This is a genomic window from Ignavibacteriota bacterium, from assembly GCA_016212665.1.
Classification (GTDB): Bacteria; Bacteroidota; Ignavibacteria; order UBA10030; family SZUA-254; genus FW602-bin19.
In genome coordinates this window covers 25,940-50,185 of the sequence record JACREZ010000034.1, presented here as the reverse complement: position 1 = coordinate 50,185, position 24,246 = coordinate 25,940, and the positions used below count along the sequence as shown (strand labels likewise).

General features: G+C 46.9%; 16 protein-coding genes. 6 read left to right on the top strand and 10 right to left on the bottom strand.

From position 1 onward, the window contains the following. The first annotated feature begins 64 nt into the window (after nucleotides 1-64). The 3 genes from HY960_12225 (at nucleotide 65) to HY960_12215 (ending at nucleotide 3,432) form a co-directional block, all read left to right on the top strand. Entirely contained in the window at nucleotides 65-1,918 is a 1,854-nt protein-coding gene (locus HY960_12225) for a protein BatD (GenBank protein MBI5216508.1), read from the top strand. After that, on the top strand, nucleotides 1,915-2,661 hold the full coding sequence (locus HY960_12220; GenBank protein MBI5216507.1) for a tetratricopeptide repeat protein: 747 nt from the start codon (nucleotides 1,915-1,917) through the stop codon (nucleotides 2,659-2,661). The genes HY960_12225 and HY960_12220 overlap by 4 nt, the downstream gene beginning before the upstream one ends. A 225-nt stretch (nucleotides 2,662-2,886) precedes the next feature. Further along, a complete protein-coding gene (locus tag HY960_12215; GenBank protein ID MBI5216506.1) occupies nucleotides 2,887-3,432 on the top strand; it encodes a PorT family protein in 546 nt (181 codons plus the stop codon). Between the two features lie 56 nt (nucleotides 3,433-3,488). On the opposite strand, the gene HY960_12210 is transcribed toward HY960_12215, so the two are convergent. The 4 genes from HY960_12210 to HY960_12195 form a co-directional block, all read right to left on the bottom strand. Continuing rightward, entirely contained in the window at nucleotides 3,489-4,190 is a 702-nt protein-coding gene (locus HY960_12210; GenBank protein MBI5216505.1) for a metallophosphoesterase family protein, read from the bottom strand. A gap of 6 nt (nucleotides 4,191-4,196) precedes the next feature. Then, nucleotides 4,197-5,453 carry an asparagine synthetase B gene (locus HY960_12205; GenBank protein ID MBI5216504.1) on the bottom strand — a complete coding sequence of 419 codons (1,257 nt, stop codon included), beginning with the start codon at nucleotides 5,451-5,453 and terminating at the stop codon, nucleotides 4,197-4,199. A 107-nt stretch (nucleotides 5,454-5,560) separates the two neighbouring features. Next, a complete protein-coding gene (locus tag HY960_12200; protein ID MBI5216503.1) occupies nucleotides 5,561-7,432 on the bottom strand; it encodes a tetratricopeptide repeat protein in 1,872 nt (623 codons plus the stop codon). Nucleotides 7,433-7,570: 138 nt separating this feature from the next. Then, nucleotides 7,571-9,013 carry a T9SS type A sorting domain-containing protein gene (locus HY960_12195; GenBank protein MBI5216502.1) on the bottom strand — a complete coding sequence of 481 codons (1,443 nt, stop codon included), beginning with the start codon at nucleotides 9,011-9,013 and terminating at the stop codon, nucleotides 7,571-7,573. Nucleotides 9,014-9,231: 218 nt separating this feature from the next. Here HY960_12195 and HY960_12190 point away from each other — a divergent pair, with 218 nt between their 5' ends. Continuing rightward, nucleotides 9,232-11,733 (top strand): ATP-dependent Clp protease ATP-binding subunit, encoded by a 2,502-nt coding sequence (locus HY960_12190; GenBank protein ID MBI5216501.1) that lies wholly within the window; start codon nucleotides 9,232-9,234, stop codon nucleotides 11,731-11,733. 54 nt (nucleotides 11,734-11,787) lie between these two features. Here the strand turns inward: HY960_12190 and HY960_12185 are convergent, their stop codons facing one another. The 4 genes from HY960_12185 to HY960_12170 all read right to left on the bottom strand — a co-directional run bounded on the left by HY960_12185 (nucleotide 11,788) and on the right by HY960_12170 (nucleotide 19,912). Then, on the bottom strand, nucleotides 11,788-14,145 hold the full coding sequence (locus HY960_12185; protein MBI5216500.1) for a protein kinase: 2,358 nt from the start codon (nucleotides 14,143-14,145) through the stop codon (nucleotides 11,788-11,790). Nucleotides 14,146-14,287: 142 nt separating this feature from the next. Continuing rightward, nucleotides 14,288-16,147, bottom strand: a complete 1,860-nt coding sequence (locus tag HY960_12180) for a M61 family metallopeptidase (protein MBI5216499.1) — start codon at nucleotides 16,145-16,147, stop codon at nucleotides 14,288-14,290. Then, complete coding sequence (locus HY960_12175; GenBank protein ID MBI5216498.1) at nucleotides 16,144-16,962, bottom strand: methyltransferase domain-containing protein; 819 nt, start codon at nucleotides 16,960-16,962, stop codon at nucleotides 16,144-16,146. The genes HY960_12180 and HY960_12175 overlap by 4 nt, the downstream gene beginning before the upstream one ends. Before the next feature lie 157 nt (nucleotides 16,963-17,119). Beyond that, the gene (locus HY960_12170; protein MBI5216497.1) at nucleotides 17,120-19,912 is read right to left on the bottom strand and encodes a hypothetical protein; all 2,793 of its coding nucleotides are present in this window, start codon (nucleotides 19,910-19,912) and stop codon (nucleotides 17,120-17,122) included. 134 nt (nucleotides 19,913-20,046) lie between these two features. Here HY960_12170 and HY960_12165 point away from each other — a divergent pair, with 134 nt between their 5' ends. Further along, nucleotides 20,047-20,934 (top strand): prohibitin family protein, encoded by an 888-nt coding sequence (locus tag HY960_12165; protein MBI5216496.1) that lies wholly within the window; start codon nucleotides 20,047-20,049, stop codon nucleotides 20,932-20,934. A 50-nt stretch (nucleotides 20,935-20,984) separates the two neighbouring features. Continuing rightward, nucleotides 20,985-21,467 (top strand): DUF2721 domain-containing protein, encoded by a 483-nt coding sequence (locus tag HY960_12160; protein ID MBI5216495.1) that lies wholly within the window; start codon nucleotides 20,985-20,987, stop codon nucleotides 21,465-21,467. Nucleotides 21,468-21,548: 81 nt separating this feature from the next. Here the strand turns inward: HY960_12160 and HY960_12155 are convergent, their stop codons facing one another. Further along, nucleotides 21,549-23,627: a xanthine dehydrogenase family protein molybdopterin-binding subunit gene (locus tag HY960_12155; GenBank protein ID MBI5216494.1), complete on the bottom strand. Its 2,079-nt coding sequence runs from the start codon at nucleotides 23,625-23,627 to the stop codon at nucleotides 21,549-21,551. Beyond that, entirely contained in the window at nucleotides 23,624-24,088 is a 465-nt protein-coding gene (locus HY960_12150; GenBank protein ID MBI5216493.1) for a (2Fe-2S)-binding protein, read from the bottom strand. The genes HY960_12155 and HY960_12150 overlap by 4 nt, the downstream gene beginning before the upstream one ends. Nucleotides 24,089-24,246: the final 158 nt, after the last annotated feature.

The window sequence follows — 24,246 nt, the reverse complement described above, 5'->3', positions numbered from 1 at the left end:
CATGGGCGAATTAAATTCGCCCTACATTTTTATTAACTAACAGATTATTCGTACTTTATTCACAGTGATTCGGAATTTCATAACATCAGTAACAAAACTTCGACTGACACTCGGAGTTTTTCTTTTCCTATTCATCTCCGCGTCGTTGTTTGCGCAGGAGTTTACAGCAACGGTGGATAGAAACCGCGTTGCCATGGGCGAACAGTTCGAACTGACATTCGTGTTGAATGGTTCAGGAAGCGGCAAGAATTTCCGTCCTCCTGCGTTTAATGACTTCCTCACACTCTCCGGTCCGAATCAATCTACGAATTGGCAATTCATTAACGGACAACAATCCGTTTCCATTTCGTACGGTTATGTGTTACAACCGAGAGCAGAAGGAAAATTCACAATTCCTTCTGCCACCATTGAAGTGAGCGGTAAAACTCTTCAAACACAACCCATCACAATTGAAGTAACGAAAGGCGCGCCGCAACAACAACGTCAATCGAACCGCGGCGGACAACAGCAGAACGATGCCGATGTCTCACAACAAATCGGTGACAATCTTTTCCTCCGCGTCAGTGTGGATAAATCGAAATGCTATCAGGGGGAACAAATCATGGCGACTTACAAAATCTACACGCGCGTGAACATTGCGAACTATCAACTGAATAAAGTTCCGGCGCTCACAGGATTCTGGAGTGAAGATTTGGAAGTGCCGAAACAGATTCAATTGACGAATGAAACAGTGAATGGCAAACAATACCGCGTTGGCGTGTTGAAGAAAGTCGCATTGTTTGCACAGAGAAGCGGAACGCTCACGCTCGACCCGATGGAAATCGAATGTGTCGTTCAGGTACAATCACGTCGCCGCTCGAATGATATTTTCGACCAATTTTTTAATGACCCGTTTTTCGGAAATGTCCGCAATGTCAATTACAAAGTTCTCAGCGACCCGGTGAAGATTTCCGTTCAGGAATTACCGCAGGAAAATTTACCAATCGGATTTCCCGGAGCGGTCGGCAAGTTTTCTATGGAAGCATGGCTCGATAAGAAACAGACGAAAACGAATGAAGCGGTAACATTGAAAGTGAAGATAAGCGGACGCGGCAACATCAAACTGCTTGATGAACCGGCGATTGTTATTCCGCCCGACCTTGAAAAGTATGACCCGAAAATTTCGGACAACATCACGAAGCAGGGAAATCTTATTGCCGGCAGTCGCACGTTCGAGTATCTTCTGATTCCCCGCCACGCTGGCGAACAGAAAATTGCTTCGTTCCCGTTCTCGTATTTTGATGTTGACAAAAAATCATACGTTACCATCAACAGCCCTGAGTTTATTCTCTCAGTCGGGAAAGGAACCGAACTTGCAAGCGCACCGGCTTCCGGCATCTCGAAAGAAGATGTGAAACTGCTCGGTGAAGATATTCGTTTCATCAAAAGCGGTGGAGTAAATTTGCAACGGCGCGGCGAGCGATTGTTCGGCTCACCGTTATTTTATGCTTTGGCTTTCAGCCCTATTATACTGTTTGTCGGATTTGTCATGTTCATGCGCAAACGGGACAGATTGTTGAGCGATGTTCTTGCCGTCCGCAACCGCAAAGCAAGGAAGATGGCGCAGCAACGATTGTCGGTTGCCAGGAAACATCTCACAGCGCAGAAGAAGGAAGAGTTTTACAACGAAGTCGCCCGCGCATTATGGGGATATGTTTCCGATAAACTTGGAATTCCTCCATCCGACCTGACGATTGACTCCGTGAAGAGTTCGCTTGAGCAAAAAGGCGTTCCTGTCGAATCCATCAGGAAACTCGCTTCGACATTTGAGCAGTGTGAATACGCACGATTCGCTCCTTCGTCCGATTCAACGCAGTTGGATTCGATGTACAACGAAGCAGTTTCTCTCATCTCCACCATCGAGGACCATGTGCGATGAGAAAAATTCTCTTTCTTTTCATTCTTCTCGTTCAGTTTTCCTTCGGACAGGAAGCCGATGTACAGTTCGAGCAAGCAAATCAGTTGTATCGCTCAGGTGAATATGAAAAAGCGAGTCAGGCATACGAACAGGTTCTTGCAAACGGATACGAACATGCGGCGTTGTACTACAACCTCGGCAACTCGTACTTCAAACAGAAAAATTATCCTGCCGCAATTCTCAACTACGAACGGGCAAAGCGCCTCGCTCCGAACGATGAAGAACTCGACCACAACATTCGTCTTGCTAATCTTCATGTTGTGGATAAAATTGAACCGGTGCCGCAGTTGTTTCTCATCGAGTGGTGGCGAGCATCAGTCAACTATCTTTCGACGGATGGTTGGGCGTTGGTTGGCATTCTCCTGTTGTGGGCAGCGGTTCTGTTCGGTTCGCTTCTCTTATTGATTCGCTCTGATATTCTCAGAAGAATGTGTTTGCTTCTTGCCGTAGTACTTTTCATTGCGAGCGTTCTTTCGTTCGTCGGAATGATTCAGCGGAACGCGCTGGAAGCAGAAGAATTTGCCATCGTTTTCTCCCCTTCTGTTTCTATCAAAAGCGCGCCCGATGCGCAAAGCACGGACTTGTTCGTCATTCACGAAGGTGTGAAGGCGCAAGTGCTTGATTCGGTCGGTGAATGGAAAAAAATTAAACTCGCCGATGGTAAGGTTGGGTGGATGCCGTCGGGTGATTTGAAAAGTATTTGAACAACCATTGAGTAATTTTAAGCGGACTCCACTTGTAGCTAAAACATGTGGAGTTTTTTTATGTTTTCTTGAAATTAGAAAACATTTTCGTTATACTCGCGGCAAAGATTAATAAAGGACAACCTGAAAATGATGAAGTTCATCTTTACCGCCATTATTGCGTTCACTATGTGTTCCGCTTCAGATACATATTCTCAAACCCTCATCTGAAGTTATGGCTTCAAAGTGGCTCTAACATCAGCAAATCAAACATTTAACTACACTCATTTATCAAGTAGTTCAACAAAGTGGAGGGCTGGGTTTAATATCGGAGCTTATGTCGAGTTTTTTGATACACATTCCTTTACATTGGTTAGCCAACTTGAGTATGAACAAAAAGGGATGGTAGAAGAAATTGTTAATACAGAAGACGACCCTGTAATTCTTCGTGAGAAGGATATTAATTCACGCCTCGATTATCTCTCGGTACCATTGTTAGGAAAGATTTACTTTTCTGGAAAATCACTCACCCCATTTTTTCTTGCCGGACCAAGAGTAGATTTCTTTCTTGGGTACAATTCCGATGATAATTTTTTTAATCCTGTATATGATGAATTCAAAAAAATGGTTTTCGGAGGAACGCTCGGTTGTGGTGTTGAGATCCCCAAAATATTAATTTCTGAACTCTTGGTTGAAATTCGATATAATGCTGATTTTACAGATTCGTATAATAGTCCGCTTTTAACTGTACGTAACAATGCCTTTGATTTTTGGGTTGGGGTGAAGTTTTAATTCAAGCACATGCTTGCTGAAATGAGCCGCCTCTGGAGTAACAAAAAAGAAAGTCGTTACTTCCCCTCAAACAGCCTGTCCGCAAGTATCGTCGGCAAACCGGCGATGCGGATTTTCCGAGCAGTTTCTTTCATATCGTATTCGAGGCGGCAATTTTCATATTGCCATGTTTCCGTATCAAAAATGCCGAAACTCAGCCGCGGGTCGTGGTCCCGCGGCTGTCCGATGCTTCCGACATTGATGATGTATTTCCCGCCGCGCTGAACGTCCGGCGTCCACAAATCATCCGAAAAAATCATCGGTACATGCGAATGACCAACAAAACAAATCGGCTGAGTGAAGTACCGGAAATTTTTCTGCGCATCTGAAAAACTGACGATGTAATACCACATCTCCGGTTGGAACGGCGATGCATGAACGAATAACAACCCGTGACGTTCGAACGTGTACGGCAGATTGCGCAACACTTCCTTGTTTTTTTGTGAGAGTTCTTTGTTCGTCCACTCGGCGGCGATGCGTGCATACGGGTTGAAATATTCCGCCGTTACAAGGTTCACAGCTGCTTCGTCATGATTGCCGAGAAGTATGTGTGAGGTGTGTTGCTGAATGAGTTCAAGACACTCGTTCGGATTCGGTCCGTAGCCAACAACATCTCCGAGACAAATAATTTCGTCCACGTTTTTTGCGGCTATGACGCTGAGAGCAACATTCAATGCTTCGAGGTTGGAATGAATATCGGAGATGATGGCGATGCGCATGATGTGTTACGTTTTCTGCTGTTTCTTTTTTGCTGCGGGGAACAACACGTTGTTGAGAATCAAACGGTAGCCGGGAGAATTTTTGTGCAACTTCAAATCTGTTGGTGGGTCACCAACTGCGTGCTGATAATCTTCCGGGTCATGGCCACCATACCAAGTGTACGTCCCGCGACCAAAATTGCCATGAATGTATCGAACTTCTTCCGTTCCTTCTTTCTCTGCAAGAGTCGTCACGTTTTTTTTTATCAGACTTTTTTTGAAGTTTGTTGTTTGTCCGAGAAACCCGCGAATAATGTTTGCATGATTCTGTGTGAGCATCGTCGGGACAGGGTCGTACTTTGCAGAGAAATCAAACAATGTAAAGTAATCCGTTTCCTGATTGAGCATCGCCACCATGTCGCTCGGCGGAATGTCAATGTCTGAATATTCGTAGCGGAGCGGATTCATTTCGATGGTGAAATTCTCGAACGCGAGAGTCTTGGAAAAATCAAGCCGCTTTTGTGCGTTCAAATCGGGCGGGTCGCCGTCGTACATGACGTCGCACATATCTGTTTTCTCTGCCGCAAGCGCAATGTCGAACGCATCGGTAGCCGAACACATGGCAAATAAAAATCCTCCTGCCGCAACGAATTCCTTGATTTTCCTTGCTACGGCTTTCTTCATCTCGGCAACTTTTCTGAACCCAAGTTCCTTCGCTTTCTTTTCGTGCATCATCTGCTGTTCGATATACCACGGTTGAGTGGAAAACGATGCATAGAATTTTCCATACTGCCCGGTGAAATCTTCGTGATGAAGATGGAGCCAATCATACTGCGCGAGTTTGTCGGACATAACTTCATCCTCCCAGATTTTATCGTAATGAATTTCCGCGTATTCAAGCGCGAGTGTTACAGCATCATCCCACGGCACAAAGCCGGGTGGAACATAGACTGCAACACGGGGCGCTTTTTCCAATCGCACGACATCCATGTTGTTATCTTCCTGCTGAATCTCCGCATAGATTTGTGCCGCCTGCGAACCGCTGATTTCTTCAAACGAAACATTCCGAACGCGACACTCCGTCGAAACCATTTCCAGCGCATCAATCATAAATGAGCCGCCACGGTAATTCAACAGCCAATCCACTTCGATATTTTTTGTCAATGCCCAATATGCAATGCCGTATGCCTTCAGGTGTTCGCTCTGCTTCAGGTCCATCGGTATCAATACTTTCTGCGCTTGAACAGGGAGAGCGGTGAGCAGTGAGCAGAGAGCAATGAAAATATACTTTGCTCGTAGCGCTTTGCTCCTTGTACTCTTACCAATGCCCAATGCCCAATGACCAATCACAGTGTTAGCAAAATCCGCAATCCGCAATCCGCAATGCGAAATCATATATTGTCTCCTCTCAATTCCCGAATCCGTTTCCGAGCCTCACTCACTAAAATGGAGTTGGGAAATTTCTCTAATAATTTTTGATACGCCTCGATGGCTTTGTTTTTATCCTTCAAACCGAGTTCGTAAATCTGCCCGGTTTTCATTGTCGCTTTGTCGAGGTTGATGCTTTCCTCGTAGTCAGTTGCAAGTTGTTCGTACGAAGCGACTGCTTCCGGGAAGCGACGCATTTGCGCGTACATATCGCCGATGCTCATCAATGCTTCATCCGCCATTTCCGATTCCGTATCACTCTTAAAAATATTCTCGTAGATGGCAAGCGCTTCGGAAAGTTTCCGCTGACGTTTCAGAAAATCGGCTTTGGCAAATTCACGGAGAGCGGCTGAGTTCTTTTCCTGATTTTCCTGCATGAAAATCTGTAGCGTCAGCGCATCGTTCGTCGTGTTCGACAGCGCATCGTTCATAACAGTTCCGAGTTGTTCTATCGCGCTCTTGAACTGCCCGCGGAAATAAGCGATTTCTGCAAGCCGCAAGTTGGTTTTGTCTTTATTCTCAGGTGAAACGGGGCGTATATCGCTGATGGATTTCAACGTCTCTTCCGCTTTATCAAGATTTCCCTGAGCAAGCGTTACATCGCCGAGCAACAATTTTGCTTCCACAGCAAGCGGAATGAACTGACCGTAATTCTTCAAAAAATCATTCAGCGTTGATTGTGCTTCATCAAGATTGAAGAAGCGTTCAAACATAAGTGATGCAACGCGGAGAAGTGAGCGAGCGGCAATTTCCGTTTTCGGATATTCGCTCACGATACGCTTATACGCCAAAACGACGCCGGTAAATTGCGGCTCCGATTCTGTTGCCGGTTTTTCTTCGCTTTGAAACGGACTGACGTTGCCAAAGAGTTTAAGCGTGTCGTTCGTCGCACTGAGTTCCTCAAGCGTTCGGGCATGTCCGAACTTCGCTTGCGGCACCATAAGAAATTTTGGAAACGTGCTCACTACTTCCTGATATGCCTGCGAAGCAATCATATATGATTTGTCCCGAAACGCCCGCTCGGCAAAAGTGAAAATCTCTCGTCCTCCTGCGTTCGTTTTTTTGTCAATAAGTTTATACACATCGAACGCTTTGTCGTACTGCTTTCCTTCCATGTAGAGCCATGCAAGCAGTTGAGACATGGCAAGATTTTCCGTTTCGGTTTTTGTAATTTGTTCAACAGATTCGGTTGCGGCTTTCCGTCCGTCGGCGCGGTTGGTGTAACTTGCCATGCGCGATTGAACGAATCCCAACTGCGCGGGATTTTCCTGAATGAGTTTCAGATACTCGGAAGTCGCATCGGCATAATTTAATGTGCTGCCGTACAAGTAGGCAAGGTCGGTGATGTATAATTTATCTTTATTGCAGGCACGGCGTCCACGTTTGTACGTTTCGATTGCCTTCTCGAACAACCGAACTTCCATCATCGAGTTTGCGACAATTGAATAGGTTACTTCGTTTGTTGAGTCGAGAAGAATTGCACGCTCCCATACTGTAAAGCCCTTTGCATCTTCTGCGTTACGAACATGAATCGTTCCAAGTTGACACAGGAGCGAAAGGTCGTTCGGCGTTTGATATAACCGCCGGTTGATGATGGTAATTGCTTCGGGATATTTTTTTGTTTGAAGATAACAACGCTTGAGCGATTCAAATAGAGTGGGGTTCGTCGAATCCTTCGCGTATGCTTCTTCATACAGTCTGACGGCGGCTTCGAAATCACCGCTTCGTTCATAACTCTGAGCAAGTTTCAGTTTCACCTCGATATTCTTTTGCTGAGCATGAGCTGTAAAGAACAGAAATGTAAAACCGAATATGTAAATCCACACAGTTTTCATGATGGTTGTAGGGTTCAAATATAAGAAAAATCGGGAGTTTTCCATGCTGTACAACACGCAAGCGAGAAGTTCTGTTCCAAAAAGAAAACCCCGCACCGGTTTCCCGAAGCGGGGTTTGGCAAAAATTCTCTGTTGATGTTATCGCATCAGTGTCATCTTCTTTACGTCGGTAAATACACTTCCGTCGGATACATCTGTTGCGGTCAGGCGATAGTAGTATGTTCCGCTTGAAAGATTCCCTGCATCAAATTCAACGGATTGTTCCCCTTCGTCAAGTTCAGCATGGTCAAGAAGTGTTGCAACTTCTCTTCCCAGTAAATCAAAAACTTTCAATGTTACCATACTTTTAACTGATAATTGATAACTTATGACAGTCACCGGGTTAAAGGGATTCGGATAATTCCACAACATCCTGTTTTCGAGCGGGAGATTATCTGCGCTCACATCCGATTCATTCTGACGGACAGTAGCAAACGGATTAGCATGGAGGAACGAGACTTCTTCCAACGTTTTTGTTCCTGTCACCTTCATCGGACGCATAGAATTGACTTGTATGATTCCGGAAAACAATTCAACAATGCTTGTGATTGTTTGGTCAAGCGCTGAATAATAATCAGGCGAGAACCTGCTGCAATATGTCAAAGCAGTGTCGGCAAGTTTGCAAATTTCTCTTAACGTAAGATTGTTAAACGGATTGCTTCCGTTTGAAGAATCATAAAAGAGGAGAGAGCCGAGCGGAGTTGCATCGGGTTCGAACGGTTCAGTAACTCCTGCGTCGTTGGCAAGAATAGAAAGTTTCAGAGCGTGCAACGAACCGAGCAGATGATTGTTGTGCATCCGCACCGATACGTTTCGAACTTCACCAACAAACGGTTTCAGTTTGGTTGACATTAACACAGAATCAAAACAGCGAGCCGTTCCGGTATGTGGGAATGCTTTCGTGTTAGTGCTGAACGAACGAACCCAGCCGGCAGGCTTCGCCGCTTTTTCTACACCGAGGATAATTCCCTTCGGTCGCTTCACCACTTTTTGATAAAGATATTCGCGAACATTGCCGCCGGTCGGTTGTGCGATGATTTGCTCATCCACACTCGCGGGGATTGCAGGGCTGACGATGCCATGCGTAATAGTAATGGTGGTCACGCCTGCCCCGGGACTGTTAGGAGTTCGGACTGCCGAAAGATCTTTCGTGCGCATCTGCCATCCGGTAATTTTCGAGCCGGGGACTTTTCGCTTGACGATTGCATGAAACACGACGGAGTCGCCGGGTTGAAGTTCTTTTCCTTCGGCAACAATTGTTTTATTGAAATTTGCTATCCGGAGATTCGGAAAACCGCCGGAGTCTAAGAGTGAAATAATCGGTGAGGAGACAGATGCCGAAAGAACATTTTTGACGGTGTCAAATCTGTTTTTTACAACGAAACTGACACGGCTTGCAATTGCCCTGCCCGCGTTCCGTTCTTCTTTCTGAGCCAACTGTTCTTGAGTGAACGTGCGATATTTTGGTTGGGCTGTAAGCGCCAACGAAAAAAGAACACATGAAATCGTCACTCTCCACACACGGTGTAACGAGGTATTCATAGGTATTCCTGATAAATAATTTGAACTGCGAATTAAACGGTATCAATGTAAAAAAATCGGGGTAAGTTCCAAAGAATCAAAAGCACAGCGAACACACAGATTTCGTCGGCTTTCGCATCTTTGAAAAATCTTGGTCATTTCTCTATATTGAAACCGTCGTGGTAACAATTGTGTTACTATAAAAAGTTTATTGAAGAAATCAGCAAAACGAGTTTATTATGGAAGGAAATTTTTCCAACAGAGTTCAGGATGTCATTCGGTTAAGCCGGGAAGAAGCGCTTCGGCTCGGACACGATTACATCGGAACAGAACACCTGCTTCTCGGCATCATCCGTGAAGGTGAGGGAATTGCCGTCAAGATTCTCCGCAATTTGGGTGTTGATTTATATAAATTGAAGAAAGCTGTCGAGGATACCGTTCGAACATCCGGCGGGACACTCACTATCGGCAACATTCCGCTGACGAAGCAAGCCGAGAAGGTACTCAAGATTACCTATCTCGAAGCGAAATTGTATAAGTCCGATGTCATCGGCACAGAGCATCTACTGCTTTCGCTGTTGCGGGATGATGACAACATTGCCGCTCAAATTCTTCACCAGTACAATGTTCATTATGACGTTGTCCGGAATGAACTTGATAACATCATCAGCGGGAAACCATCCACTCCTCCGCCGCAACCGCAGGCAGAACGTCGCACCGAAAAATCCAAAACACCGGTGCTTGATAATTTCGGACGCGACCTGACAAAACTCGCACTCGAAGATAAACTTGACCCGGTTATCGGACGCGAAAAGGAAATCGAACGCGTTGCGCAGGTTCTGAGCCGGAGAAAGAAAAACAATCCGGTACTGATTGGCGAGCCGGGAGTTGGCAAAACAGCAATCGCAGAAGGACTCGCGCTCAGAATTATTCAGAAAAAAGTTTCCAGGGTTCTTCATGATAAGCGCGTTGTTACACTCGACCTTGCCGCGCTTGTTGCCGGAACAAAATACCGCGGCCAGTTTGAAGAGCGAATGAAAGCGGTGATGAACGAACTCGAAAAAGCGAAGGATGTTATTCTTTTTATTGATGAGTTACACACCATCGTTGGCGCAGGCGGGGCGTCAGGTTCGCTTGATGCTTCAAATATGTTCAAGCCGGCGTTGGCGCGGGGCGATTTACAATGCATCGGCGCAACCACGCTCGATGAGTATCGCCAGTACATCGAAAAAGATGGAGCGCTCGACAGACGATTCCAGAAAATCATGGTTGAACCGACAAGCGTTGATGAAACCATCCAGATTCTCAGCAGCATCAAACATAAATATGAAGAGCATCATAACGTTCGATATTCGGATGCGGCTATTGAATCTGCAGTTCGCCTCAGCGACCGCTACATCACCGACCGCTATTTGCCGGACAAAGCAATTGACGTCATGGATGAGGCAGGTTCGCGGATTCACCTTTCCAACATTCACGTCCCCAAAGAAATTCTTGAGTTGGAAGGGGAAGTGGAGAAAATCCGTCAGTCAAAAAATCAGGTGGTCAAAAGCCAGAACTTTGAAGAAGCAGCCCGGCTTCGCGACATGGAAAAGAAACTCCTCAGCGACCTCGAAATCGCAAAGCGCGAATGGGAATTGCGCGCGCAGGAAACCATCTACGAAGTAACAGAGGAATCGATTGCCGACGTCGTTTCAATGATTACCGGAATTCCAATGAACCGCATCGCACAATCCGAATCGGAAAAATTACTGAAGATGGATGTTGCGCTCAAAGGCTCGGTTGTCGGGCAGGATGAAGCCCTCATCAAACTTAGCAAAGCAATCCGCAGAACACGTGCAGGATTGAAAGACCCGAAACGACCAATTGGCTCATTCATTTTTTTGGGACCTACAGGCGTGGGAAAAACGGAACTTGCAAAAGCGCTCGCACGGTATTTGTTTGATTCGGAAGAAGCATTGGTACGAATTGATATGAGCGAGTACATGGAAAAGTTCAGCGTGTCTCGGCTTGTTGGCGCTCCTCCGGGATACGTCGGTTACGAAGAAGGAGGTCAACTCACCGAGAAAGTTCGTCGCAAACCGTACTCCGTTGTTCTCCTCGATGAAATTGAAAAAGCGCATCCTGATGTCTTCAATATTTTACTGCAGGTATTTGATGACGGAATTCTGACTGACAGTCTCGGTCGCCGTGTTGATTTCAAAAATACGATTATCATCATGACTTCAAACATTGGCGCGCGGGAAATCAAACCGAAAGGGGGTGGGTTCGGCTTTAACGTCGAAACACCAACCGATAATTACACTTCGATGAAATCCACCATCGAAGACGCACTTCGTCGCGTGTTTAACCCGGAATTTCTTAATCGTATTGATGAGACAATTGTATTTCACAGTCTCACGCGGGAACACATATCGGATATCATTGATATCCAGATGAAAGAAATTTCCAAGCGGCTAACGCAAATGAAAATAACGATTCAGATGACGAAGCAAGCGCGTGAATTTTTGGTGGGCAAGGGATTTGACCCCGCGTTTGGCGCGAGACCGTTGAAGCGCGCTTTGCAAAAATTTGTTGAAGACCCGATTGCTGAAGAAATTCTCCGCAATAAATTCGGAGAACACAGCATCGTCAAAATCAAATTCAACAAGAAGACGGAAGACCTACGGTTCGTGGAAGGAAATCCTGAAAAGAAACTTGGAGTTCAAACAGAAGAACCGGAAAGCGAAGAAGTTTCATAACATCTCCCATGAAATGTAAACCCTCGTTTGAATTTTCAAACGAGGGTTTTTTTTCTACAACCCGTTCCTCTGCAACTCCGCCGCTATCTCATCCAATTCGTTTTTCATCGTCGTCATTATTTCAACAAACTTCGGATGTTCGCGTATCGAGAAGAACCAGATATCGTTCATGTACCACGAGTACCACCTGTTACCAAGTTGCACCGCGTTCTCCAGCGATTGCAACGCTGAGAGTGTATCGTTCTGCATCGCATAGATTGCGGTGGGAAAATATGCAAGGGCATAATCGTGCGATGTGAAGTCGGAGACTGCATCTAATTCTCTACGCGCTGCGATATAATCCTTCCGCATCGTGTACAGCATCGCACGGGAAATTCTTGTTTCAGGTTTATCCGCATCAATGGAGTCGGCGATGCGGATTTGTTCTTCCGCTTTCTCTAATTCCAACAGATAAATGTAACTCATTGCCAGCAACCCGCCGCGATACCATGAATCGGAGGGACGTGAAGCGATTGCTTTTTCGATTTCAGGAATGCTCGCCTGATAGTTTCCCTGAAACTGGTAGATGCGCGCACGAACTCGGTAAATATTAAACGAAGGGTCTGACTCCGCTCCTTTGTTTGCGTAATCAAATGCCTTTTGAAAATCCCCGCGATGACGGTAGAACTCACACACATCTTCCAGCGATGAACTGTAGTGCGGGTCAATTTTCAGTGCGTGGATTGCCTCCAACATCGCTTCCCGGTAATTTCCTTTCACACGCAATGCGAACGATAACGCACCGTGACTTGCCGCAGAGTGGTCATCAAGTGAAAGAGCTTTGCGTGCCATTGCCTCACCGTTATTCACCCAACTTGTATCAGGCGAATAACCGCTCCAGAACCGTTCGACGTAGGCGAAGGCAAGCGCCGCGTATGCTTCTGCAAAATTATTGTCGTGCGAAATTGACTGCTCAAACATCTCCGCCGCTTTGCGATTGTTCTCCCGCGAATCCTGAACGGTAAACGCAATGCCGCGCAAATAATCTTCATACGCCTCCGCGCTCGTCGTCCGGATTTTATGCACACTGCTGAGTTCGGCTTCGGTCAACTGCAACTGCAAATCATTCACCACCTGATTCGAGACTGCGTCCTGAACGGTTCGCATTTCTTTCCATGGAACGGTGATTTGCTTCGCCCAGCGAAGACTGCCGGAGTGAACATCTACCAACTGAATAGTTGCATAAAATTGTTCCCCTTCTTTGTGAAATCTTCCTTCAAGCACGTAGTCGGCATCAAGTTCATTGCCTGCATCAACAGCATTCGGAGTTTTTCCGTCGAACTGTGCAATGGCGCTCGTCGGTTTTACCAACAACGAGCGAATGAACGAGAGGCGCGTGATAATATCGTCAGCCAATCCGACGCGGAGAAAGTTGATAGACTCATCGGCAGAATTATTGGCGAACGGAAGAACGGCAATGGATTTCGGTTCATTCGATGCGGGGGCTTGTTCATTCGTAAGCCACAGCCATCCAACTATTGCCAGAAGAATCAACGCGCTACCGGCGAACGCAAGACTGAGAGTTTGTCGTTTCTTTTTCTTCGATGCAAACACCGCCGAAGGGTCAACACGCAATCGTTCAAGGTCGGCACGGAACTCATCCATTGTTTGGTACCGCTCGGTCGGTCGTTTCTCTAACGCTTTGAAGATAACCTGTTCCAATCCCTGCGGCGCATCGGAACGATACTTGGAAATCGGTTCCGGATTTCTCTGTACGATTGAACTGAGCATTTCTGTCACCGTTCTTCCGCCGAACGGCAACTGCCCCGTAATCATTTGGTACAATAAAATTCCGAACGCGAAAATATCGCTTCGTGCATCAACTTCTTTTTCTTCGATTTGTTCGGGCGACATGTACGCAAACGTCCCGACGATACTTCCCGGCGTTGTCACGTGCGATGAACCAATCAACCGCGCTAAACCGAAATCCATCACTTTCACTTGCCCGCGTTCCGTAATCATGATGTTGTCCGGCTTCAAGTCGCGATGAACGATTCCAAGCCGGTGTGCTTCTGTTATTCCCGATGCCGCATCGGTCGCGACATCAAGTATTTTGGGAATAGGAAGTTTCTCTCCCTGCAAAATTGATTCGAGACTTTTTCCTTCGACAAATTCCGTCACCAGAAATGTCACACCTTGGTCTTCTTCAAACTCATGCACAGTGAGGACATTGGGATGATTCATGGAGGAAGTAACACGCGCTTCCTGAAAGAATCGTTGTCTGTCTTCTTCAGAAATGTTGCGCAACGAAGGGAGGACTTTCAGCGCGACAAAGCGTTGCAGTTTCAGGTCTTCCGCTTTGTAGATAACGCCCATGCCACCTTGTCCGATTTTTTCGACAATTTTATAGTGGGAAAGAACTGTGCCTATCATTGGAAGAGAGGGGAATTCAGTTCTGAATGGATACTATTTGACTGCAAAAGGAGTTTCAAAATTGGAGCGATAATATAGCAAACCGAGTTTGGATTGACAATAACAGTTCGCCGTTCGGTAAAGTCGATGAATTCAATTCGTGCTATTTTTTCGAGGATTCATCCCATGAAGTTGCAAGCCACTTCTCAAAAATCTCCTTCTGCAACTCCGTCGCCTCTTTCACTTTCTGTAACCGGTAACTCAACAACGGTCCCGCTTCTACCTTCACTTCAATTGTTCTCAATTTATCGCCACGCATGATGGTAAGCGTGACACTCTCACCCATTGCAAAATCTTTCACTCGCTCCGAAAGGTCGGCGGGACGGATGCGGAATCCATTCATGGCAACAAGTTCGTCTCCGACATCAACGCCCGCGTTGTACGCGGGTGAACCGGCGGAGATTTGAGAAACGGTTGTTCTTCCGTTTGATTCGGAAAGAGAAAAACCAATCCACGGTTTGGCAACGGTGTCTTTCAGTTTCAGTTCAAGTCCGGCGTACGCAAGAGTTTGTTCCCACGGAAGCGGTTTTGTCCCGAAAACATAGTCAGTGAAAAATTCTTTCAAGTTGCTGTTTGATAATTCTTCTGCTGTTGTTTGAAAATCTTTCACGGTGTAACCATTGCCGGAGAGAGGAAATCGTTTGTACATTGTCCTCAGCACATCGTCAAGCGAAGTGTTGTTTGATGTACGCTGACGAAGTTCCAAATCAAGAAGCAAACTGACGAGCGAACCTTTGCCGTAGTAATCTGTTTCCGTGTTGAATGACTGTTGAGTGCCGCGCCAGAATTTTATCCACGAATCAAAACTCGACTCGACAATAGATTGCACGTTGTTTCCCGGTCGCTGTCGGTCGGATTGAATTCCGTTCGCAAGGTCGTCTAAATATTTTTGGGTGGTTTGATAGCCCGCCCGCACAAGCATCAAATTATCATAGTATGAAGTTGTTCCTTCCGAAATCCAGAGTTCGTCTGTGTAGTTTTCTTTCAGGTAATCATACGGGTGCATTCCGTTCGGGCGGAGTTGCTTCACGTTCCACGTGTGGAAATATTCGTGCGCCACCAAGCCGAGAAACCCGCGATACGTTTCGGGATTGTTGAAGATGAACGGGCGCGTCCCCATAATGACCGAATTGAGATGCTCTGTTCCACCGCCCGAAGTCGGCGAGCAGTGAACGAGAAACACATACCGTTTGTACGGAAATTCTCCCCACAGCGCTTTCGTGGTTTGCACAATCTTCGTGATGTCCTTGATGAGCGTGTCGGCGTTCCAGTTCCCTTCGCCTGCAATGCTCAGCACGTGCGGAACTCCTTCTACTTCGAACGGAAAATCTTTTTGCGTTCCTATTTCAAGAGGACAATCAACAAACACATCGTAGTTTGGCGCAGTGAATTCATTTGTTGTTCCTTCAGCGGACTCAAGTCCAGTAATAACATGCCAGTTTGCAAACGGAATGACGTTCAACCGAACGGGGAGCGCACGAAATTTTTCCACATACATGAAGACGGCGGTTCCGTCAACAAAACCATGTTCGTCATTGAGCCCGCGTGTCCGTTGGTTGAATTCGTTTGCGAAAACTTTGTAACGAATGGTTACGCGATTGTTTCCTTTTGTTTCTACGCGCCACGTTGTTTTATCGGTCTTCTTCCATGTAAGCGCCGTGTTATTCTCGCCGATGGCAGAAAATTCCTGAACGCCGCCTGCGAAATCAAGAACCATGTACCGTCCCGGTCTCCAGACGGGAAGAACGAAATCGAGATGTGAATCGCTCAGGGAAAGATTATTGAGCGTAACTTCGACTTCAAAGAAATGCGTGTGCGGCTTGGACATGCCAAGCGTGTAGTGAACTTCGGTTGGTTTGGCTTCGGTCATGAGTGAACAGAATAATAAAAGAGTAATGACACTTCGGAGAAGGTGGACTCCACCCGCAGGTGGAGTCCACCTGAGACTAACGAAAGATTTCATTTCGGTTTCACTCCGGCAATATCAACAACAAGTGGAGAGAAAAACATTGTGTCCGGATTTTCCCGGTGAGCGAGCCAATCTGCCAGCATTGCATCACCTTCAGTTTGGGTAATCACACCTTTATCAACCATCGCCTGAAAATGAGTTGAGAAAAATCTGTGCGCCCATTCCATCACATTGCTTTCCGGTCCGCCGGCAAGACAATTGGGTTTGTATTCAATAAGGTTGATGTTCTGTTGACGAAAAATTATAGGAATGCGGGATGCAACATACGGGTCACCGCCGCCGGCACGCCAATATCCGCGTACAGCATCCGCCGCATGTTGAAACGCACCGGAATTCGGATAGAGAGACAATCCCTCGTACTGATAATCCTGTAAGGCGATGATTCCGCCGGGTTTGAGTGAGCGAAGTAAATTCAGTAAAAATTTTTCCGCATCAGGGACAAAGCCAATCACCCATCGCGCAAAGATAAAATCGAAATAAGAAGAAGGAAGTTGAGAATGTTCCGCGGTTCCTTCAATAAACTTGATGTTTGACCATCCGCTCTTCGCTGAATCGTTCCGGAACCAATCCAAATAATATTTTGATGGTTCCAGAACCGACACTTCTCCTGTTTCACCGACACGCTCGCGCAAATCCATCGCCACAAATCCCGGTCCCGCACCGACATCCAGACACTTCCAGCCATTCCCAACTTTGAGCCGTGTGAAGAAATCATCCGTTACTTTTTTCCAGACGCTATGTTGAAATCGAAGTCTCTCAAGTTCGGTTTCGCTTACGCCGAGAAGATAATCGTTCTTGTCATTTGTCATTGGTCAATTGTCATTTGTGATTTGTGAGTGGTGAGTAGTTAGTAGTGAGTGAGTTCTAATCTTATTAGTTATCTGTTCTTGGTACTTGGTTCTTGGTACTTGGTTCTTTGTACTCAACTACTTTTTTACTTTTTAATTTTTCATTTTGAATTGAAGTTTACCAGTCCACAGGATGGTCTGCCCCGTGTCCCGGTCCAAGGAGAATCGCGTTCAGAAACATCCGCTCGGTTCCATGGAAACAGCCGCGGAAGTTTGGTTCTGTGGCAAAGAGAATGATTTGTCCTTTCCCTTTTCCTTCACGGGTTGCATACGCGGTTTTCGCCCAGCGCGTTCGCGCTTCGGGCCATGCGAGTCCGGAGAGCCGGATATTTTCGTACGAAGAATATCGCGCAGGAGTTTCTACGGGGTCTTTCGAGAGTAACGCGAGCGAGTTAAATACCAACGAGGGAACTCTATCGCCGACACCATACGAAAGCCAATGTTCCTTGTCCAAATCAACACGCAGGATTGCGCCGCGCGGCATGAACAAACGTCCCTGTTCTTCGAGCATTGCCAATTCTTTTTCGCCCGGCAATGGCGGAGCTTTCGATGTATCTTTCACTTGCGTTCTTCCTTCCCAGATGTTGAGACTATCAATCACCGGCGAGAGGGCTTTTTGTTCCATGTCCAATGCTTTTGCGTAGAGGTCGAGTTCTTTCAACGCTTGCTGACGCGTTCGCACACTGCTCATTCCGTTTGCCGAATCGGCAAGGAATGATGCGGAACCGCTCATACCAATCAATGTTCCGCCCGCTTCCACCCATTGACGAAGCGTTCCGAGCGCGCCTTTGCCGAGAACTCTGCTCAACCCACCACCATCGCCCGAAGGAAGAATTGCAACGTTGTACTTTTTCAAATCAGCCCAGTTGAGTTGTGCTGTGTTGATGACTGAAATTCTCAACCTCAATTGTTCATCGAGCAGATGCCAGAGCGCGCCGAAGTTGTTGGAACTGACTTCCGGTCCGGCAATGAGTGCGACGCGCGGCTGTTGAAGCGGAATAAAATCGTTGCCGCCCAAATCGGGACCGCTAGTGCTGAGCGCCGTGTTCACTCCGATGATATTCACACCAAATTCTTTTGCAATCGTTTGAAGCTCTTCGCTGAGCGATGTCGGATTTTCGTTCACGCGAAGAAGAACGGTTGAAGGCGGATAGGTTTTTCCTTCAACGGAAAATTCGTAGCGGGCAGAGCGCGCTTTGAAACTTTTCTCCAACAACTTCGCCAATGCAATAACTGCGCGGTCATCTGCATATTCAAACAAAAAACCGTACGCGGGTTTGGCATTGTGAACACTTCCTTCCGGTTTGGAAATTGCTGTCACCATCGAAGATGCAACGCTCGCTTTCTCTGTTGATGAGTAGGCTTCAACTCCGTACGCGATGGGAAGCGACCACGCCGAGACATCATACATCTTCGAATCTTTTTCCTTCTCCAAAGCTCTACGTTCGTCTCTCAACACTTCGTTCGAGAAGCGCGGGTCAAATTCAAGAATGGCTTTTGCCAACCGTCCGTTCGGCTGGTCGAGCGAAACGATGTATGTTCCTTCGGGAAAAGTTTTCGCGGCTGGTTTGGTTTGCCAGTAATCCTTCGCGTCGGAAACACGAAATTCCTTTTCCGCACGTTTCACTTCAATTTTTTGTGTCAGAAGTCGTTCGACAAGTTTGTCCGTTCTTGTCGGATTGTTGCCTGAAAGCAGATAGTACGTTGTCGCTTCTCCTTTTTTGATTTCAACACCTTTTTTCCGCGCAGTGTAATAATCGCTTAAGAGTTCCTTCCGGTTGTTCGCGGTCGTGGTGAAGTTGGCAAACGAACTGACGACGTGATGATGTACCGCTTCGCGATAGGTCAGCGTTGTCCCGTCCGGACGCTTGATGCTCGAACCGTCGGTTCCAGCTTGTTCATACAAAATTCCCACCGCATCGAGATACAATCCGTACGAACTGCCATAGCCCGGATACCATTCGTCATTCCACTCACGCGAGTAATAACTCCATCCATATTTGTCGAATGCTTTTCCTTGGTCTAATGCAAACGTTTTCCACCATCGTTTCACATGAGCAGGAACATTCGGGTTGAGCGGTTCGCGAGGCGGTGAAAATAAATACGTGTCGAACGAACCCATCTCGTGCGAATCAATCAACACTTGCGGAAACCATTTGAAGAGCGTACGGATTCGGTTTTGGTTTTCCACATTGACCATCATAAACCAATCGCGGTTTAAATCAAACAAATAATGATTACCGCGACCCCAGGGCCATGTGCCGCTATGTGCCATGCTTTGTGCGTCTGAGTTTTCAATCGCGCCTGCCCATTGTTGCATCTGTGCAAGCCAACGCTCACGCCCGTCGGGGTTTTCCATCGGGTCGAGACAAATAACAAGTTCGTTCAACACTTTCGTCACCGATTCATCCATTCCCGCCGCGAGATGATAGACGATTTGCATCGCCGCGTCCACACTCGAAAGTTCGTCTCCATGAATTCCGTAGCCGATCCACACCACCGAAGGATTCGATTCGATGATTCGCTTCGCTTCATCAGCGCTTGTGGTGCGCGGGTCAGCCAACTTCAAATTGTTTTGTTGAATCTCTTGTATTCTTTTTTGATTTTCTTCCGATGTGATGACACAATAATATTGATTCCGTTGCTCGTATGTTGTTCCCATCTCGAACATTGTTACGCGCGGCGATTGGCTCACAACGAGTTGGATATATCGAACTGCTTCATCGTATCGCGCCGGTCGCTTGCCAAGCATGAAGCCGAGAAACTCATCCGGCGAAGTTATTTTCTCGCTGTACGCGGTTTTCGGGAAAAACGGTAAGGGATGTTCCTGGGCGATGAGAATGTTCGATGAAATCATCAAACAGAAAAAGAAGGCGAACAGAAAACGAAGATGTTGAGCGTGAGGACGCATGAGAAGTTCCGATAGTTAATATTAATAGAAAACGCATTGAATATAACACGGTATGGGACTTTCTCCAAGTCTCAGTCATGTGCTTGCTATTTTGTATATTGTACCATTCCTCAACCATTAATTGGAGAACCACCATGTTGTTTATTTTAAGTCTCATCATCACTCTCGTTGCATTTTTTCTTTGGAGCGCTTCCCGGAAAAAAGTTCAACAACACAATCCCTCGTACCGTGTTCCGATGTTAATTTCCGGATTTGTCTCCGCACTGTTCACAGTTGTTTCACTGACACAACTCTTTACTGTCGTTCCTGCCGGGCACGTCGGCGTTGTCAATCTCTTCGGCGTTGTTTCAGAAAACACACTGAAGTCAGGAATCAACATCATCAATCCGTTGGCTAACGTCATCAAGATGTCTATTCAAACTCAGGAACTGAAAGAGTCAATGGAAGTTCCATCGAAAGAGGGATTAACGGTACAACTTGAAGTGAGCGTGCTGTATCATTTAAATCCTGAGAAAGCCGCGCACGTGTATCGAACCGTTGGTACAGATTACGAAGCCGTGCTTCTTGAACCGCAGTTTCGTTCTGTGACCCGCGGCGTCACTGCCGGGTATGAAGCAAAAGCATTGTACACTTCAGAACGCGAACACCTTTCTCAACTTATTCTAAAAGAGATTGCAATGAGTGTAGAACCGCGTGGCATCACCGTTGAATCCGTTCCGCTGAGAAAAGTCGGATTACCTCCCGGACTTTCACAATCCATCGAATCAAAATTACAGGCAGAACAGGAAAGTCAGCGCATGGAATTTATTTTGATGAAAGAAAAACAGGAAGCCGACCGCAAACGCATCGAAGCGCAGGGTATTTCAGACTTCCAGAAAATCGTTGTGCAAGGAATCAGCGACCAATTACTACGATGGAAGGGAATCGAGGCAACAGAAAAACTTGCAATGTCGCCGAACGCAAAAGTGGTTGTCATCGGAGCGGGGAAAGATGGGTTGCCGCTTATTCTCGACACAAAGTAATTGAATCATTTCCGATTGAAAACAATGACTCAATCGTCAATTGAATTATCATGGAAACAACAATCACTGCCATCCAAGCCATTCAGGCAATCCTCGCGCCCGCACTCGGAATTTCCGCTGTCGGGTTGCTTTTGTTAGGATTGAACAATCGTTACTCGCTTATCATCAGCCGCATCAGACAACTGAACGATGAGAAACGAAGATTCACCCAGCGACTTCTTGAAAAGACGGAATTGAGTTATATGGAAAACTCCCGGTTCATGAGCATCCGCCAACAGAGCGAAGAACTGTTTGCTCGAAGCAAAATCGTTCGCAATGCAATTCTCTCGCTCCAAACTTCAATCGGTCTGTTCGTCCTTTCCTCTGTTGCAATCGGACTGAGCATGGTTATCGAAGCCGAGGTTTTCCGTCTCGTTCCCCTCTTCTTATTTATTCTTGGAATGATTGTCGTGTTTATCGGAATCTTGTACGCGGCGTTGGATGTTTACCGCGCGTATCATATCGTTTTGTTAGAAATGCGCGCTGAGGAATAACCACTAACTTACACAGAAAAAACCAATGATTATCACTGATTATTATCTGTGATAAATCCGTTTCATCCGTGTAATCCGTGGTTAATTTTTCACAGGTAATCTTCTCACCCGTTTCCCTGTCGCCGCAAATATCGCGTTGCAAACTGCCGGCGCAACAGGAGGAACTCCCGGTTCACCGATGCCGCCGATTGCTTCATCGCTCTTCACGAAGTACGTTTCGACTTTCGGCATCTCATCAATCATGAGCATCCGGTAATCATCGAAGTTGCTTTGCTTGACTCCACCGCGCTCGATGGTGATTTCATCTTTTAGCGTCGCGGATAATCCGAACGCAACTGCGCTCTCCATTTGTGCTTCAATGCCATCGGGATTCACAACCGGACCACACTCAACAGCACACACCATACGCTCAACACGTACGCTTCCGTCATCTGCAACAGAAACTTCCGCAACCTGCGCTACATGACTTCCGAAACTTGATACACATGCAACGCCGCGTCCTTTTCCTTTCGGCATCGGAGTTCCCCACCCGGATTTTTCCGCAACAAGTTCCAACGCTTTTTTCAGTCGTGGAGATTTTGAAAGAAGATTCTTCCGAAATTCAACCGGGTCTTTTCCTGCCGCGTATGCAAGTTCATCCACAAAACATTCGATGATAAATCCGTTTTGCGATGCGCCGACAGAGCGCCACGCTCCCGACGGAACACCGATGTAATGTGCTTGCGCGTCAATCCGGAGATTGGGAAAATCGTACGGCGGGTTGCACGCATGAGTTAGTAATCCTTTTCCTTCATGTCCGATAATACTGTGAAGCCACGTAGTGGGAGAACCATCCGCATCCAATCCGCCGCGCATGATATTGTATTGTGCCGGACGATAGAAATCATGTTGCATGTCATCCTCACGCGTCCACACAACTTTCACCGGCTCCTTGAGTGCCTTCGCGAGTTTCACTGCCTCAACCACGTAATCCGTTTCAAGCCGACGGCCAAAACCGCCGCCCAGCAATGTGATGTTGAATTTAATATCGTCCGTTGACATTCCAAGAATATCAGCCGCCTCGCTCAACGCATCCTGCGGCGTTTGCGACGGCGCCCAGATTTCACATGAGTTCTCCTGCAAATGAACGGTACAGTTCATCGGCTCCATCGTTACATGCGCGGCAAACGGAGCGTAATACATCGCTTCGACTTTCTTCGCCGCAAGTTCGTACGCACTCTTCGCATCGCCATCGTTTCGTTCGATGTCTCCTTCTTTTCCCGCGGCGGCTTCAAACATCTTCCACATTGTTTCGCTTGATTCGTTTGCGTAGTCACCTTCATCCCACGAAACAGAGAGCGCATCGCGTCCCTGAATTGCCGACCACGTTGAGTTAGCGAGTACGGCAAGAAGGTCATCGGTCTGAACAACATCAAGTACTCCGGCGATTGCTTTCGCTTTTGTCGCATCGAACGATTTCACTTTCGCGCCAAACACATGCGGACGAACAATTACCGCATAGACCATGTTCGGAATCTGAATATCCATCCCGAATATTGCCGAGCCGTCAACTTTGGAAGGCGTATCGAGCCGCGGCATTTTCCTGCCAAGAAATTTAAAGTCTTTTGAATCTTTCAAAGTCGGTTTGTCAGGAACGGGAAGCGATGCGGCAGACGAAGCCAACTCGCCGTAGGATAATTTCTTTCCGTTTGATGTAAGAACAACCGTGCCGTTCTCTGCACGACAATCCGATTCGCTCACATTCCATTGTTTTGCCGCGGCGGAAACAAACATTTCCTTCGCAGATGCCCCGGCTTTTCTCAGCGTTGAGTACAACGTACGTACGCTTGTGCTTCCTCCAGTGCTTTGACTTCCGTATTTATCGGGATGCGCAAGCGCAGGTTCGATGCGAATTTTTGTCCAGTCCGCTTCCAATTCTTCAGCGATTAACATCGGAAGAGCGGTGCGGATTCCCTGTCCCATTTCTGATTTTGCCACGGTGATGGTGAATGTTCCATCCGAATCAATCCTCAGCCATGCGCTTGGTTGAAATGTTGTATTGGATTGACTTGCACAGGCGGTCGAAATCAAACCGCTTCCGAAATCAATGCCAAGGACAAGTCCACCGCTAACGGTGGAAATTGCTTTGAGGAAATTTCTTCGAGATGTATTTGTACTCATCGAACACCTCCTTTTGCCGCACGATGAATCGCTTTCCGAATCCTGTTGTATGTTCCGCACCGGCAGATGTTCATTCCCATTGCCGCGTCAATATCTTCGTCGGTCGGATTTGTTTTTTGATTGAGCAATGCCGCCGCCGACATAATTTGTCCCGACTGGCAGTAGCCGCACTGCGGAACTTCTTCCGCAATCCATGCAAGTTGTAGCGGGTGTGAACGGTCGGCTGATAATCCTTCGATAGTGAGAACAGATTTTCCCGCGACCGACTCAACCGGCGTAACGCACGAGCGAGTCGCTTCGCCATCAACATGAACGGTGCAAGAGCCGCACAACGCTCTGCCGCATCCGAATTTTGTTCCGGTCATTCCAAGAACATCGCGCAGAACCCAGAGTAACGGCATATCAGGTTCGACATCAATCGACTGCTGCTTGTTATTGATGGTGAGAGAGAAGGTGGACATGGAGTTCCTTTCAACGTTTGAGACTTATTCGTAATGCGAGAAGGTAAGGATTCAGGATGCAAGATGCAAGATTAAGTGCGATAAGATGGAGTCCACCTTATCTATCAGGAGCAATCAGGTTGAAATTGTGTTGCAAGCGAGGGGAAGGTGGACTCCAT

What these genes read in the sequence shown, in the direction of transcription:
- HY960_12220 (MBI5216507.1), top strand. Translation starts at nt 1,915, where the DNA reads ATGAGAAAAATTCTCTTTCTTTTCATTCTTCTCGTTCAGTTTTCCTTC.
- HY960_12210 (MBI5216505.1), bottom strand. Translation starts at nt 4,190, where the DNA reads ATGCGCATCGCCATCATCTCCGATATTCATTCCAACCTCGAAGCATTG.
- HY960_12200 (MBI5216503.1), bottom strand. Translation starts at nt 7,432, where the DNA reads ATGAAAACTGTGTGGATTTACATATTCGGTTTTACATTTCTGTTCTTT.
- HY960_12195 (MBI5216502.1), bottom strand. Translation starts at nt 9,013, where the DNA reads ATGAATACCTCGTTACACCGTGTGTGGAGAGTGACGATTTCATGTGTT.
- HY960_12190 (MBI5216501.1), top strand. Translation starts at nt 9,232, where the DNA reads ATGGAAGGAAATTTTTCCAACAGAGTTCAGGATGTCATTCGGTTAAGC.
- HY960_12185 (MBI5216500.1), bottom strand. Translation starts at nt 14,145, where the DNA reads ATGATAGGCACAGTTCTTTCCCACTATAAAATTGTCGAAAAAATCGGA.
- HY960_12180 (MBI5216499.1), bottom strand. Translation starts at nt 16,147, where the DNA reads ATGAAATCTTTCGTTAGTCTCAGGTGGACTCCACCTGCGGGTGGAGTC.
- HY960_12175 (MBI5216498.1), bottom strand. Translation starts at nt 16,962, where the DNA reads ATGACAAATGACAAGAACGATTATCTTCTCGGCGTAAGCGAAACCGAA.
- HY960_12170 (MBI5216497.1), bottom strand. Translation starts at nt 19,912, where the DNA reads ATGCGTCCTCACGCTCAACATCTTCGTTTTCTGTTCGCCTTCTTTTTC.
- HY960_12165 (MBI5216496.1), top strand. Translation starts at nt 20,047, where the DNA reads ATGTTGTTTATTTTAAGTCTCATCATCACTCTCGTTGCATTTTTTCTT.
- HY960_12160 (MBI5216495.1), top strand. Translation starts at nt 20,985, where the DNA reads ATGGAAACAACAATCACTGCCATCCAAGCCATTCAGGCAATCCTCGCG.
- HY960_12155 (MBI5216494.1), bottom strand. Translation starts at nt 23,627, where the DNA reads ATGAGTACAAATACATCTCGAAGAAATTTCCTCAAAGCAATTTCCACC.
- HY960_12150 (MBI5216493.1), bottom strand. Translation starts at nt 24,088, where the DNA reads ATGTCCACCTTCTCTCTCACCATCAATAACAAGCAGCAGTCGATTGAT.